Annotated in this window: 15 protein-coding genes; 14 read left to right on the top strand and 1 reads right to left on the bottom strand. The window is 61.6% G+C overall.

The genetic code is table 11. From position 1 onward, the window contains the following. Positions 1 to 107 precede the first annotated feature (107 nt). On the bottom strand, positions 108 to 2,147 hold the full coding sequence (gene paaZ, locus AA74_RS0104400; protein ID WP_025911364.1) for a phenylacetic acid degradation bifunctional protein PaaZ: 2,040 nt from the start codon (positions 2,145 to 2,147) through the stop codon (positions 108 to 110). Between the two features lie 282 nt (positions 2,148 to 2,429). On the opposite strand from paaZ, the gene paaA reads away from it, so the two are divergent. The 14 genes from paaA to AA74_RS0104330 all read left to right on the top strand — a co-directional run bounded on the left by paaA (position 2,430) and on the right by AA74_RS0104330 (position 14,022). Continuing rightward, complete coding sequence (paaA, locus tag AA74_RS0104395; RefSeq protein ID WP_025911363.1) at positions 2,430 to 3,359, top strand: 1,2-phenylacetyl-CoA epoxidase subunit PaaA; 930 nt, start codon at positions 2,430 to 2,432, stop codon at positions 3,357 to 3,359. Positions 3,360 to 3,370: 11 nt separating this feature from the next. Then, positions 3,371 to 3,658 carry a 1,2-phenylacetyl-CoA epoxidase subunit PaaB gene (gene paaB / locus AA74_RS0104390; protein ID WP_008502380.1) on the top strand — a complete coding sequence of 96 codons (288 nt, stop codon included), beginning with the start codon at positions 3,371 to 3,373 and terminating at the stop codon, positions 3,656 to 3,658. Between the two features lie 8 nt (positions 3,659 to 3,666). Next, the gene (gene paaC, locus AA74_RS0104385; protein WP_025911361.1) at positions 3,667 to 4,413 is read left to right on the top strand and encodes a 1,2-phenylacetyl-CoA epoxidase subunit PaaC; all 747 of its coding nucleotides are present in this window, start codon (positions 3,667 to 3,669) and stop codon (positions 4,411 to 4,413) included. 11 nt (positions 4,414 to 4,424) lie between these two features. Then, complete coding sequence (paaD, locus tag AA74_RS0104380; protein WP_025911360.1) at positions 4,425 to 4,922, top strand: 1,2-phenylacetyl-CoA epoxidase subunit PaaD; 498 nt, start codon at positions 4,425 to 4,427, stop codon at positions 4,920 to 4,922. 7 nt (positions 4,923 to 4,929) lie between these two features. Further along, on the top strand, positions 4,930 to 6,000 hold the full coding sequence (gene paaE, locus AA74_RS0104375; RefSeq protein WP_025911359.1) for a 1,2-phenylacetyl-CoA epoxidase subunit PaaE: 1,071 nt from the start codon (positions 4,930 to 4,932) through the stop codon (positions 5,998 to 6,000). Further along, the gene (paaF, locus tag AA74_RS0104370; protein ID WP_025911358.1) at positions 5,997 to 6,764 is read left to right on the top strand and encodes a 2,3-dehydroadipyl-CoA hydratase PaaF; all 768 of its coding nucleotides are present in this window, start codon (positions 5,997 to 5,999) and stop codon (positions 6,762 to 6,764) included. Before paaE ends, paaF begins: the two co-directional genes overlap by 4 nt. Further along, entirely contained in the window at positions 6,764 to 7,552 is a 789-nt protein-coding gene (gene paaG, locus AA74_RS0104365) for a 2-(1,2-epoxy-1,2-dihydrophenyl)acetyl-CoA isomerase PaaG (protein ID WP_025911356.1), read from the top strand. The genes paaF and paaG overlap by 1 nt, the downstream gene beginning before the upstream one ends. A 1-nt stretch (position 7,553) precedes the next feature. Next, on the top strand, positions 7,554 to 8,978 hold the full coding sequence (gene paaH / locus AA74_RS0104360) for a 3-hydroxyacyl-CoA dehydrogenase PaaH (protein WP_025911354.1): 1,425 nt from the start codon (positions 7,554 to 7,556) through the stop codon (positions 8,976 to 8,978). Then, positions 8,968 to 9,390: a hydroxyphenylacetyl-CoA thioesterase PaaI gene (gene paaI / locus AA74_RS0104355; RefSeq protein ID WP_025911352.1), complete on the top strand. Its 423-nt coding sequence runs from the start codon at positions 8,968 to 8,970 to the stop codon at positions 9,388 to 9,390. The genes paaH and paaI overlap by 11 nt, the downstream gene beginning before the upstream one ends. After that, entirely contained in the window at positions 9,390 to 10,595 is a 1,206-nt protein-coding gene (gene pcaF, locus AA74_RS0104350) for a 3-oxoadipyl-CoA thiolase (RefSeq protein WP_025911350.1), read from the top strand. Before paaI ends, pcaF begins: the two co-directional genes overlap by 1 nt. Positions 10,596 to 10,622: 27 nt before the next feature. Continuing rightward, positions 10,623 to 11,939: a phenylacetate--CoA ligase PaaK gene (paaK, locus tag AA74_RS0104345; protein WP_025911348.1), complete on the top strand. Its 1,317-nt coding sequence runs from the start codon at positions 10,623 to 10,625 to the stop codon at positions 11,937 to 11,939. Between the two features lie 102 nt (positions 11,940 to 12,041). Continuing rightward, on the top strand, positions 12,042 to 12,977 hold the full coding sequence (gene paaX / locus AA74_RS0104340) for a phenylacetic acid degradation operon negative regulatory protein PaaX (RefSeq protein WP_021241337.1): 936 nt from the start codon (positions 12,042 to 12,044) through the stop codon (positions 12,975 to 12,977). A 9-nt stretch (positions 12,978 to 12,986) separates the two neighbouring features. Beyond that, positions 12,987 to 13,583, top strand: coding sequence for a phenylacetic acid degradation protein PaaY (gene paaY / locus AA74_RS0104335; RefSeq protein ID WP_025757959.1), 597 nt, complete (start codon positions 12,987 to 12,989; stop codon positions 13,581 to 13,583). A gap of 88 nt (positions 13,584 to 13,671) precedes the next feature. Continuing rightward, complete coding sequence (locus AA74_RS0104330) at positions 13,672 to 14,022, top strand: DUF4440 domain-containing protein (protein ID WP_025911343.1); 351 nt, start codon at positions 13,672 to 13,674, stop codon at positions 14,020 to 14,022. The last annotated feature ends 26 nt before the right edge of the window (positions 14,023 to 14,048 follow it).

Genomic DNA, 14,048 nt, shown 5'->3' with positions numbered 1-14,048 from the left:
GTGCGGATAGACTAAAAGTGTTACCTATGTTCCCGGTCTGATCTGTCACCTATGTATCCGGTCATACAATCGCGCCACCCGGCAGGAACGGCGGTGAAGGGAAGGTGTCAGAAATCCCCCTGCTGGCGCGCCACCAGCGTCAGGATGGAGTAGAGCGCCACGGCCTGCTGGTGCTGGTTGAAGATCTCAACCGCCCATTCCACCACGCCGGTTGGTTTTTCCTCGGCGGTACGCTGTTTCTTCAGCGTTTTACGCTTGCAGGTCAGACGCACCTGAATGGTATCGCCCGGTTTAACCGGCTCGATAAAGCGCAGGTTTTCCATGCCGTAGTTGGCGATCACCGGCCCGACGCCCGCATCAACAAACAGCCCTGCTGCGGCGGAAATCAGGAAGTAGCCGTGCACTACGCGCTCGCCAAAGATCGACTCTGCCGCGCCGATCTTGTCCATATGGGCGTAGAAGTGGTCGCCGCTCAGGCAGGCAAAGTTCACGATGTCCGCTTCCGTCAGGGTGCGGCGCGGCGTCAGCAGGCTGTCGCCCGGCTGGAGCTCCTCAAAGTATTTGCGGAACGGATGCACACGATCTTCCTGCACCGCTGCGCCACGCACCCACTGTTTGCCAATAGCCGCCAGCATGGTCGGGCTGCCCTGAATGGCGGTGCGCTGCAGGTAGTGCTTCACCGCGCGCAGGCCGCCCAGCTCTTCGCCGCCGCCCGCGCGGCCCGGGCCGCCGTGCACCAGCTGTGGCAGCGGGGAACCGTGGCCGGTGGACTCTTTCGAGGCTTCCTCGTTGAGGATCTGAATACGCCCGTGGGCGCGCGCCGCACCGGTAATAAACTGGCGGGCAATGTCCAGGTCTGCGGTGACCAGCGTACCCGCCAGGCTGCCGCCGCCCGCGCGGGCAAGCTGCATTGCGTGGCGCGCGTTGCGATACGGCATCAGCGTCGCAACCGGGCCAAAAGCTTCGGTTGAGTGCACTGCCGGAGTTTCATCCGGCTGCGGGCAGAACAGCAGGGTCGGCGGGTAGAACGCGCCAGCGGCCTGCAAATCCGCTTTGCCACCCAGGCGGACCTGGCAGCCTGCGGCGATCAGTTGCTCCACTTTCTCCTGCACGTCCGCACGCTGTTCGGCGTTGACCAGCGCCCCCATCTTTACCCCTTCCTGCGCCGGATCGCCCACCACCACCTTTTCCAGCCGGGCAACCAGCGCCTGGCTCACGGCGTCAATCTGGTTCTGCGGGACGATAATGCGGCGGATGGCCGTACATTTCTGCCCGGCTTTGGCGGTCATCTCGCGCACTACTTCCCGGATGAACAGGGCGAACTCCGGCTGCTCCGGCGTGACGTCTTCCCCCAGCACGCAGCAGTTCAGGGAGTCGGCTTCCATCGTGAACGGAATGGCATTCGCCACAATATTCGGGTGCACGCGCAGGCTTTGCCCGGTGCTGGCGGAGCCGGTAAAGGTCACCACGTCCTGACTGTCGAGCTGGTCGAGCAGATCCCCCGCGCCGCCGCAGATCAGGCTGATGGCGCCGTCCGGCACCAGCCCGCTGTCGACGATGGATTTCACCATCGCCTGCGTCACCTGTGCGGTGGCGGTGGCGGGTTTGATGATGGCGGGCATGCCGGCAAGCCAGGTCGGGGCCAGTTTTTCCAGCATTCCCCAGCAGGGGAAGTTAAAGGCGTTGATGTGCACCGCCACCCCGGATTTGGAGGTCAGGACGTGACGCGCAGCAAAGCCGCCTTCTTTCGACAGCGGGATCGGCTCGTCTTCCGGCCACACGGTGTCATCCGGCAGCTCGCGGCTGCCCAGGCTTGCGTAAGTGAAGAGGGTGCCGATCCCGCCTTCGATATCGACCCAGCTGTCTGATTTTGTCGCCCCGGTTTGGGCGGACAGGGCATAAAACGTCTCTTTCTCGCTAAGCAGGTGCTTTGCCACCGCCTTCAGCATGGCCGCGCGTTCGATAAAGGTCATCTCGTGAAGCGCTTCGCCGCCGCGCTCAATCGCATAGCGACGGGCGGCCGCCATGTCCAGCCCTTCGCTGGTCACGCTCCACAGCGCTTCGCCACTGATGGCGTGATGAATAGTGCGTTCGCGGCCCCGGCCAGACTGCCAGGTACCGGATAAGAAGCTGGCTAACTGCTGCATCGCTTATCTCCAAATGTTACGTAATTTACCCATTAATAGTTTGATCATGAATCATAAAAATCAAGCTGAGTTTTAATGAATTGTTAACGTTGTGATCCGCTCTGATGAAACACGGCGCTAGGACGCTCTTCAGCGCGCCTGCAGTAAAAGCCTTGCGAGCAATGTCACATAATCAGGAAACAATTCTTGGGGTTGTATTTAACCTTTGTGTAACTTTTAAAAAACAAAGTGATTCAACATTACGCTTTAATTTGCAAACTAACGAATCATAAAGGTGATGACGTGACGCAAGAACAACGGTTTGAGCAGCGCATAGCGCAGGAGACGGCGATTGAGCCTCAGGACTGGATGCCTGACGCCTACCGTAAGACGTTGATCCGCCAGATTGGCCAGCATGCGCACTCCGAAATTGTCGGCATGCTGCCGGAAGGGAACTGGATCACCCGCGCCCCGACGCTGCGCCGAAAAGCGATCCTGCTGGCGAAGGTGCAGGACGAAGCCGGACACGGGCTTTACCTCTACAGCGCGGCGGAAACGCTGGGCTGCGCGCGGGAAGACATCTACCAGAAGATGCTCGACGGCAAGATGAAATACTCCTCCATCTTCAACTATCCGACCCTGAGCTGGGCCGATATCGGCGTGATCGGCTGGCTGGTGGACGGCGCGGCCATCGTCAATCAGGTGGCGCTGTGCCGAACCTCCTACGGTCCGTATGCCCGCGCGATGGTGAAAATCTGTAAAGAAGAGAGCTTCCACCAGCGTCAGGGCTTTGAAGCCTGCATGGCGCTGGCGCAGGGCAGTGAAGCCCAGCGCCAGATGCTGCAGGACGCCATCAACCGCTTCTGGTGGCCGGCGCTGATGATGTTCGGGCCGAACGACGACAATTCGCCGAACAGCGCCCGCAGCCTGGCGTGGAAAATCAAACGCTTCGGCAACGACGAGCTGCGCCAGCGCTTTGTCGACAACACGGTGCCGCAGGTAGAGATGCTGGGCATGACGGTGCCCGATCCCGACCTGCGTTTTGATGAAGAGAGCGGTCATTATCGCTTCGGCGAGATCGACTGGCACGAGTTTGACGAGGTCATTAACGGGCGCGGCATCTGCAACCACGAACGCCTGGCCGCCAAACGTAAAGCCTGGGAAGAGGGGGCGTGGGTGCGGGAAGCCGCACTGGCGCACGCGGAAAAACAACACGCCCGCAAAGTGGCTTAAGAGGAATCACGATGAGCAATGTCTACTGGCCGCTGTACGAAGTGTTCGTACGCAGCAAACAGGGGTTGTCCCACCGTCACGTGGGCAGTCTGCATGCCGCCGACGATCGCATGGCGCTGGAAAATGCGCGTGATGCCTACACCCGCCGTAGCGAAGGCTGTTCTATCTGGGTGGTTAAGGCGAGCGAGATTGTCGCCTCCCAGCCGGAAGAGCGCGGCGAGTTCTTCGACCCGGCGGAAAGCAAGGTTTACCGCCATCCGACGTTCTACACCATTCCTGACGGCATCGAGCATATGTGAGGCAAAGAATGAATTCAGTGACTGCCTATGCCCTGCGTCTGGGCGACAACGGTCTGGTGCTTTCTCAGCGTCTCGGCGCCTGGTGCGGCCACGCGCCGGAGCTGGAGATCGATCTCGCGCTCGCCAATATCGGCCTCGATCTGTTGGGACAGGCGCGCAATTTCCTGACCTATGCCGCGCAGCGGGAAGGCCAGGGCGATGAAGACACGCTGGCGTTTGGCCGCGACGAGCGCCAGTTCAGCAATGTCCTGCTGGTGGAGCAGCCGAACGGCAGCTTCGCCGACACCATTGCCCGCCAGTACCTGATGGATGCCTGGAACGTGGCGCTGTATGAACGCCTGATCCAAAGCCGCGACGGCCAGCTTGCCGCCATTGCCGCCAAGGCGATTAAAGAGGCGCGCTACCACCTGCGCTTCAGCCGCGGCTGGCTGGTGCGTCTGGGCGACGGGACCGAAACGTCCGCGCAAAAAATGCAACAGGCCATCGACAACCTGTGGCGTTTTACGGCCGAGCTGTTTGAAGCTGATGACGTCGAACGGGAGCTGATTGAGTCCGGCGTGGCGGTTGACCCGCGCCTCCTGCGTCAGCCGTGGGAAAGCGAAGTGTATGCCGGTCTGAATGAAGCCAGCCTGCAGGTGCCCGCCGAGGTGGCGTACCGCACCGGGGGCAAGCAGGGGCTGCATACCGAACATCTGGGCCCGATGCTGGCGGAAATGCAGTATCTCCAGCGCGCGTATCCCGGTCAGCAGTGGTAAAGGAGAACGCTATGCAACGCCTCGTCGACATCGCGCCCGCGCAAATCCCGCAGATCTGGGCGCTGCTAAGCCAGATCCCGGACCCGGAAGTGCCGGTGTTAACCATCACCGATTTAGGCATGGTGCGCAGCGTGAAGGCGCAGGGGGAAGGCTGGGTCATTGGCTTTACGCCGACCTACTCGGGCTGTCCGGCGACGGAACACCTGTTGGGGGCGATCCGCGAGGCGATGACCGCGCACGGCTTTACTCCGGTGCACATTGTGCTCCAGCTCGAACCCGCCTGGACCACCGACTGGATGACCCCCGACGCGCGTGAGCGCCTGCGGGCGTACGGCATCAGTCCGCCCGTGGGGCATAGCTGTCACGCGCACGCGCCGGTGGAGGTGAGCTGTCCGCGCTGCGCCAGCACCGACACTTCGCTTATCAGTGAATTTGGTTCGACGGCCTGCAAAGCGCTCTACCGCTGCAATTCCTGCCGTGAGCCCTTCGACTATTTCAAATGTATTTGAGGCTGCCATGACAACGTTTCATTCATTAACAGTGGCAAAAGTGGAACCCGAAACCCGCGACGCGGTGACCATTACCTTTGCGGTGCCGCAGGCGCTGCAGGAGGCCTACCGCTTTCGTCCCGGCCAGCACCTTACGTTAAAAACGACGCTAGGCGGAGACGAGCTGCGCCGCTGCTACTCCATCTGCCGGAGTACCGCTCCGGACGAAATCAGCGTGGCAGTCAAAGCCATCGACGGCGGGCGCTTCTCCCGCTATGCCCGGGATGAGATCAAAGCGGGCATGGCGCTGGAGGTGATGGTTCCTCAGGGGCAGTTTGGCTACCAGCCACAGGCCGAACGTGAAGGCCACTACCTGGCGATTGCGGCAGGCTCGGGGATCACTCCGATGCTGGCGATTATCTCCGCGACGCTTGAGACCGAACCGAACAGCCATTTCACCTTGATCTACGGCAACCGCAGCAGCCAGAGCATGATGTTCCGCCAGGCGCTGGCGGACCTGAAAGACAAATACCCGCAGCGGCTGCAGCTGGTCTCCATCTTCAGCCAGGAGCGGCTGGACAGCGATCTGCTCTATGGCCGCATCGACGGGGAAAAACTGCAGGCGCTGGCGAAAACCCTGATTAATTTCCGCCAGTATGACGAGGCCTTTATCTGCGGCCCGTCGGCGATGATGGACGACGCGGAAGCCACGCTGAAGGCGCTGGGGATGTCGGACAAATCCATTCACCTTGAGCGCTTTAACACCTCCGGAATCACCGTTAAGCGCGCGGTGCACGTGCAGGCGGGCGGACAGAAAGTGACCGTTCGCCAGGACGGGCGCGACCGTGAAATTACCCTGACGGCGGACGACGAAAGCATTCTTGATGCCGCCCTGCGTCAGGGGGCAGATCTGCCGTATGCCTGCAAGGGCGGCGTCTGCGCCACCTGTAAATGCAAAGTGCTGCGCGGGAAAGTGGACATGGCGACCAACTACAGCCTGGAGCCGGACGAGCTGGCCGCCGGGTATGTGCTGAGCTGCCAGTCGTTACCGTTAACCGCCGACGTGGTCGTCGACTTCGACGCGAAGGGGATGGCATGAGCGAGCTGACTGTTACCCGTCATGGCCGCGTGCTGCAGCTGACGCTAAACCGTCCGGCGGCGCGCAACGCCCTCAACAACGTGCTGTTAACCCAGCTTGCGGAACAGCTTGAGGCCGCCGCTGTGGATGCCGACATCGTCGTCTGCGTGATTTACGGCAGCGAGCGCTGCTTTGCCGCCGGGGCCGATCTCAATGAGATGGCGGAGAAAGACCTGCCCGCCACTCTGAACGATATTCGCCCGCAGCTGTGGGCGCGTATCAATGCTTTTCCTAAACCGCTGATCGCCGCCGTGAACGGCTTCGCGCTGGGCGCGGGCTGCGAGCTGGCGCTGCTGTGCGACGTGGTGATTGCCGGTGACAACGCCCGTTTCGGCCTGCCGGAAATCACGCTCGGCATCATGCCCGGCGCGGGCGGCACCCAGCGTCTGATCCGCAGCGTCGGGAAATCGCTCGCCAGCAAAATGGTGCTGACCGGCGAGAGCATTTCCGCCGAGCAGGCGCTGAACGCCGGGCTGGTGAGCGATGTTTTCCCGGCGGCGCTGACGCTGGAGTATGCCCTGAAGCAGGCGGCCCTGATGGCGCGCCACTCGCCGCTGGCGCTGCAGGCGGCCAAACAGGCGCTGCGGCAGTCACAGGAGGTGCCGCTCCAGGCCGGTCTGGCCCAGGAGCGCCAGCTGTTTACGCTGCTTTCCGCCACTGAAGACCGCCGGGAAGGCATCGACGCCTTCTTACAAAAACGCACCCCCGACTTTAAAGGACGCTAATTGTGGAATTTATTCTCAGTCATGTAGAACAGGGCGTGATGACCATTACGCTGAACCGTCCGGAGCGTCTGAACAGCTTTAACGACGTGATGCATCAGCAGCTGGCCGAGTGCCTGAAACAGGCCGAGCGCGATGACACCGTTCGCTGTCTGCTGCTCACCGGGGCAGGACGCGGTTTCTGTGCCGGTCAGGACCTGAACGACCGCAACGTCGACCCCAACGGCCCGGCGCCCGATCTGGGCATGTCCGTTGAAACCTTCTACAACCCGCTGGTGCGCAGCCTGGCAAAGCTGCCGAAGCCGGTCATCTGTGCCGTTAACGGCGTGGCGGCGGGCGCGGGCGCCACGCTGGCGCTCGGGTGCGACATGGTGATTGCGGCGCGCTCCGCCAGCTTTGTGATGGCCTTCAGCAAGCTCGGTCTGGTGCCGGACTGCGGCGGCACCTGGCTGCTGCCGCGCGTGGCCGGACGCGCCCGCGCCATGGGGCTGGCGCTGCTCGGTGACAAACTCAGCGCTGAACAGGCGCAGGCGTGGGGGATGATCTGGCAGGTGGTGGATGACGAACAGCTTTCCGCTACGGCGCAGCAGATGGCCCTGCATTTTGCGTCGCAGCCGACCTTCGGGCTGGGGCTGATCAAGCAGGCCATCAATGCCGCGGAAACCAACACCCTGGACGCCCAGCTCGATCTCGAGCGCGACTATCAGCGCCTGGCCGGGCGCAGCGATGACTACCGCGAGGGCGTCAGCGCCTTCCTGGCGAAGCGCGCGCCGAACTTTACGGGGAAATAAGATGCTGAATATACGGACTGTCGCCGTGATCGGCAGCGGCACGATGGGCGCAGGGATTGCCGAAGTCGCCGCCAGCCATGGTCATCCGGTGCTGATCTACGACATCTCCAGCGATGCGATATCGCGCGCCATCGACGGGATCCGCCAGCGTCTGGCCTCCCGGGTAACGCGCGGAAAACTCTCTGCCGATGCCGGGAGCCAAATCCTTGCCCGGCTGGTTCCCGTCACGGATATCGAGGCGCTCTCCGCGGCCGATCTGGTGATTGAAGCGGCCTCAGAGCGGCTGGAGGTGAAAAAGGCGCTGTTTGCGCAGCTGGCTGAGATCTGCCCGCCGCAGACGGTGCTGACCAGCAATACCTCTTCCATCTCCGTCACGGCGATTGCGGCGGACGTCCACCACCCGGAGCGGGTCGCAGGGCTGCACTTCTTTAACCCGGCGCCGGTGATGAAGCTGGTGGAGGTGGTCAGCGGGCTGGCGACCTCTCCGGAAGTGGCCGACGCGCTGTGCGAGCTGGCGCTGAACTGGGGTAAACAGCCCGTTCGCTGCCAGTCCACGCCGGGGTTCATCGTCAACCGCGTTGCCCGTCCGTTCTATTCCGAGGCCTGGCGCGCGCTGGAAGAGCAGGTCGCGCCGCCGGAGGTGATTGACGCCGCCCTGCGCGAAGGCGGCGGTTTTCCGATGGGGCCGCTGGAGCTGACCGACATGATTGGTCAGGACGTGAACTTTGCGGTGACCTGCTCGGTCTTTAACGCCTTCTGGCAGGAGCGTCGTTTTCTGCCTTCGCTGGTTCAGCAGGAGCTGGTGCTGGCAGGCAGGCTGGGCAAAAAGAGCGGGAAGGGCGTTTACGACTGGCTGGGTGACAAACCCGACGTGCAGTGGGTCAAGGCGGTGAACGACAGCTATAGCCCGATGCGCGTGGAAAAAATACGTGACGGTGTCACAGAAATTGATGATGTGTACCTGATTGAAACGCAGGGGGAGACCGCGCAGGCGCTGGCGCTGCGGCTCAACGGCCCGGTGGTGGTGGTCGACCGCATTGAGCGCGACGTGGCGGTCATTGCCGCCGCGGCCAGCAATCCGCATACCGCGACGCAAAAAGCCATCCGCTACCTGCAGCAGCAGGGGCTCCGGGTGGTGCAAATTGCCGATTATCCCGGCCTGCTGATCTGGCGAACGCTGGCGATGATTGCCAACGAGGCGCTGGATGCCCTGCAAAAAGGGGTCGCCAGCGAGAAGGACATCGACACGGCCATGCGCCTGGGCGTGAACTACCCGAGCGGGCCGATCGCCTGGGGCGAGCGCCTGGGCTGGCAGCGCCTGCTGACGCTGCTGGAGAACCTGCAGCGTCATTACGGCGAAGAGCGCTATCGCCCCTGTTCACTGCTGCGCCAGCGCGCGCTTCTGGAGAGTAGCTATGAGTCATAACGCCTGGCATAACGCCCGCACCATGTACGAACGCGACGCCTGCGCGCAGGCGATGGGGATGGACATTGTCGAGATGGACGAGGGCTACGCGGTGGTGACCATGACCATCACCCCGCAGATGCTGAACGGCCATAAAACCTGCCACGGCGGCCAGCTGTTTTCGCTGGCGGACACCGCCTTTGCCTACGCCTGCAACAGCCAGGGGCTGGCGGCGGTGGCCTCCGGCTGCTCGATTGATTTTCTGCGTCCGGGCTTCGCCGGGGACACGCTCACCGCCACCGCGCGGGTGAAGCATCAGGGCAAGCTGACCGGCGTGTATGACATTGAAATCCATAACCAACAACAGAAAACCGTCGCCCTTTTTCGCGGAAAATCTCACCGCATCGGCGGCAGCGTGACAGGAGAGGCCTGATGCGTGACGCATTTATTTGTGATGGCGTTCGAACCCCCGTGGGCCGCTACGGCGGCGCGCTTTCCGCCGTTCGAACTGACGATCTCGGTGCCGTGCCGCTGCGCGCGCTGCTGGCCCGCTACCCGCAGCTCGACCTGGAGCGGATTGACGACGTGATTTTCGGCTGCGCCAACCAGGCGGGGGAAGATAACCGCAACGTGGCGCGCATGTCGTCGCTGCTGGCCGGTCTGCCGCAGACGGTCTCCGGCACGACGATCAACCGCCTGTGCGGTTCCGGGCTGGACGCGGTTGGTTTTGCCGCGCGCACCATTAAGGCGGGGGACGGCGACCTGCTGATCGCGGGCGGCGTGGAGTCGATGTCCCGCGCGCCGTTTGTGATGGGCAAAGCCACCGCGGCGTATCAGCGACAGGCGGAGATCTTCGATACCACCATCGGCTGGCGATTTGTGAATCCGCTCATGCATCAGCAATTCGGAACTGACAGTATGCCGGAAACGGCAGAGAATGTAGCTGAATTGTTAAATATCAGCCGTACCGATCAGGACGCCTTCGCGCTGCGCAGCCAGCAGCGTACCGCGCAGGCGCAGCAGAACGGCATTCTGGCGCAGGAGATCGTGCCGGTGCCGGTGCCGGGCAAAAAAGGGGCGGTCAACGAGTTCAGCGTGGATGAACATCCGCGCGCGGACACCACGCTCGAACAGCTTGCCGGTCTGAAAACGCCGTTCCGTAAGAACGGGGTGGTCACGGCGGGCAATGCCTCCGGGGTTAACGACGGCGCGGCGGCGCTGATCGTCGCCAGCGAGAAGATGGCGCTGGCGCAGGGGGTAGTCCCGCGCACGCGGATCGTGGCGATGGCGACGGCGGGCGTGGAGCCACGTCTGATGGGGCTCGGCCCGGTACCGGCCACCCGCAGGGTGCTGGAGCGCGCCGGACTCAGTATTCACGATATGGACGTCATCGAGCTTAACGAAGCTTTCGCCGCGCAGGCGTTGGGCGTGCTGCGTCAGCTGGGCCTGCCGGATGATGCCGCGCACGTCAACCCGAACGGTGGCGCGATTGCGCTGGGCCACCCGCTGGGCATGAGCGGCGCCAGGCTGGCGCTGGCCGCGAGTAACGAACTGCACCGACGCGGCGGGCGCTACGCGCTGTGTACGATGTGCATCGGTGTGGGTCAGGGCATTGCCATGATCCTTGAGCGTGTTTGAGCATAAAAACAATGTGAGTACCCTGCGATGACAAATACAACAAAGCTTGATCCGATTGAAACGGCCTCCCTTGACGAGTTACAGGCGCTACAAACCGCGCGTCTGAAATGGACGCTGCATCACGCCTATAACAACGTGCCGATGTACAAACGCAAGTTTGATGCCGCGGGCGTTCACCCTGACGATTTCAACGAGCTGGCGGATATCCGTAAGTTCCCGTGCACCACCAAGCAGGACCTGCGGGATAACTACCCGTTCGATACCTTTGCCGTGCCGATGGAGCAGGTGGTGCGCATTCACGCGTCTTCCGGCACCACCGGCAAGCCGACCGTTGTCGGCTACACGCAATGCGACATCGACAACTGGGCCAACCTGGTGGCGCGCTCCCTGCGCGCGGCGGGCGGCAGCGCGAAGGACAAAATTCACGTGGCGTATGGCTACGGCCTGTTTACCGGCGGGCTGGGGGCGCACTACGGGGCCGAGCGCTTAGGCGCGACGGTGATCCCGATGTCCGGCGGCCAGACGGAGAAACAGGCGCAGCTGATCCGCGATTTCCAGCCGGACATGATCATGGTGACGCCATCCTACTGTCTCAACCTGATAGAGGAGCTGGAGCGCCAGATGGGCGGCGATGCCAGCGGCTGTTCCCTGCGCGTGGGCGTCTTCGGCGCCGAGCCGTGGACGCAGGCCATGCGCCGCGAAATTGAAAAACGCTTAGGCATTACGGCCCTGGACATCTATGGCCTCTCCGAAGTGATGGGGCCGGGCGTGGCGATGGAGTGTATCGAAACCGTCGACGGTCCGACCATCTGGGAAGATCATTTCTACCCGGAGATCGTTAACCCGAACGACGGCACGCCGCTGGATGACGGCCAGCAGGGCGAACTGCTGTTCACCACGCTGACCAAAGAGGCGCTGCCGGTGATCCGCTACCGCACCCGGGACCTGACGCGTCTGCTCCCGGCCACCGCGCGCAGCATGCGCCGTATGGACCGGATCAGCGGCCGCAGTGACGATATGCTGATCATTCGCGGCGTTAACGTCTTCCCGTCGCAGCTGGAGGAGGAGATTGTGAAGTTCGAACATCTCTCTCCGCACTACCAGCTGGAGGTGAACCGTCGCGGACATCTTGATTCACTTTCCGTGAAGGTGGAGCTGAAAGAGAGCAGCCTGACGCTGACGCACGAGCAGCGTTGCCAGGTGTGCCACCAGCTGCGCCACCGCATTAAATCGATGGTGGGGATTTCCACCGACGTGACGATCGTGAACTGCGGCAGCATCCCGCGCTCGGAGGGGAAAGCCTGCCGGGTGTTTGACCTGCGTAAAGTTGCGGCCAACGGCTAAGTTTCCTCTCACCCCGGCCCTCTTCCAAAGGGAGGGGGTTAGGGTGACGGGCTATCCCAGAATCCTATGCTATGATTCATCCAGGACAAAAATAACAACAGAATGAATCACATGAATAAACTCGACGCCTTTATCCAGCACGCGGTCAGCTCCGTTCCCGTCAGCGGGACCTCGCTTATCTCCTCGTTATACGGTGACGCGCTTTCCCATCGCGGCGGTGAGATTTGGCTCGGCAGCCTGGCTGCCTTACTGGAAGGCATGGGGTTTGGCGAACGGTTCGTGCGTACCGCGCTGTTTCGCCTCAACAAAGAGGGCTGGCTGGACGTCTCGCGCATCGGGCGGCGCAGCTTTTACCGCCTGAGCGATAAGGGGCTGCGCCTGACGCGTCGCGCGGAGAATAAGATCTACCGCGCGGAACTGCCCGCCTGGGACGGTAAATGGTTATTGCTGCTCTCCGAGGGGCTGGATAAAACCACCCTGGCCGACGTTAAAAAGCAGCTGATCTGGCAGGGGTTTGGCACGCTGGCACCGAGCCTGATGGCCTCGCCGTCGCAGCATCTGGCGGACGTGCAGTCCCTGCTTCACGATGCCGGCGTGGCCGAAAATGTGATTTTTTTTGAAGCCCACTCGCCGCTGGCGCTCTCGCGCGCCGCGCTGCGTTCACGCGTAGAAGAGTGCTGGCAGTTAACCGAGCAAAACGCGATGTACGAGTCGTTTATCAACTCGTTCCGGCCGCTGCTGCCGCTGCTAAAAGAGGCCGCGCCGGAGGAGCTGACGCCGGAACGCTGTTTCCAGATCCAGCTGCTGCTGATTCACTTTTATCGTCGCGTGGTGCTGAAGGACCCGCTGCTGCCGGAAGAGTTACTGCCTGCGCACTGGGCGGGGCAAAGCGCCCGACAGCTCTGCATAAATATCTATCAGCGTGTCGCGCCGGGAGCGCTGGCGTTTGTCAGCGAGAAGGGCGAAACCTCCGTCGGCGAACTGCCCGTGCCCGGCACGCTCTACTATCAACGCTTCGGTGGTCTTACAAGCGCATAAGGAGGGAAGATGCCTGTTTATCAAATTGACGGCCTGACGCCGGTCGTGCCTGACGAGAGCTACGTTCATCCCACTGCGGTGCTCATTGGCGACGTGATTCTGGGCAAAGGCGTGTATGTCGGTCCCAATGCCAGCCTGCGCGGTGACTTTGGCCGTATCGTGGTGAAAGACGGGGCGAACATTCAGGATAACTGCGTGATGCACGGTTTCCCGGAGCAGGACACGGTGGTGGAAGAGGACGGGCACATCGGCCACAGCGCCATTCTTCACGGCTGCGTGATCCGCCGCAATGCGCTGGTGGGCATGAATGCGGTGGTGATGGACGGGGCGGTCATTGGTGAAAACAGCATCGTCGGCGCGGCGGCGTTCGTGAAGGCCAAAGCGGAGATGCCTGCCAACCATTTGATCATCGGCAGCCCGGCCAAGGCGATCCGTGAGCTGAGCGAGCAGGAGCTGGCATGGAAGCAGCAGGGCACGCGGGAGTATCAGGTGCTGGTGGAGCGCTGCAAGCTCACTATGCACCAGGTCGAGCCGCTGCGTGAGGTTGAGCCTGAACGGAAACGGCTGACGTTTGACGAGAATTTGCGGCCGAAGTCGGCGGTGTAAGGGGAGATCCGCTTCGTGCTGGAGCGGACGTTGCCTTAGAGCGATTATCGTTTTAAAAAAACTGACAAAATGTAAAAGGACAATCACTATGCTCCTGGAGAAGCTTATTGGACTTGAATGTTCTCTACATGGCGAGATGCGAAAAGACAGGGAATGGCTCGAACAGATACTTCATAAAGAATTCAGAGAAATAACGCGTACAGGTGTGTTAGTCACTCGTACTGAGACAATAGAATGCCTTTCTGATGAAGTAAACGCGCCGACTATTCTCAGCAGCGATTTTCAACTCATTAGCGTAAGCGATAATATCGCAATATTATATTACAGGACGTTTAATCAGGATGGCAGTCGTGCTTCTCTTCGTTCTTCATGTTGGGAGCGTTTTGATAATGACCAGTGGAAGCTGGTGTTTCATCAGGGGACACCCGAATCGCAATAGAGTTAGATGTAAATAAGCTCATCGTT

The organism is Enterobacter sp. 5-4 (genome assembly GCF_000612205.1).
Classification (GTDB): domain Bacteria; phylum Pseudomonadota; class Gammaproteobacteria; order Enterobacterales; family Enterobacteriaceae; genus Enterobacter; species Enterobacter roggenkampii.
This window is presented reverse-complemented; position numbering and strand designations above follow the sequence as displayed.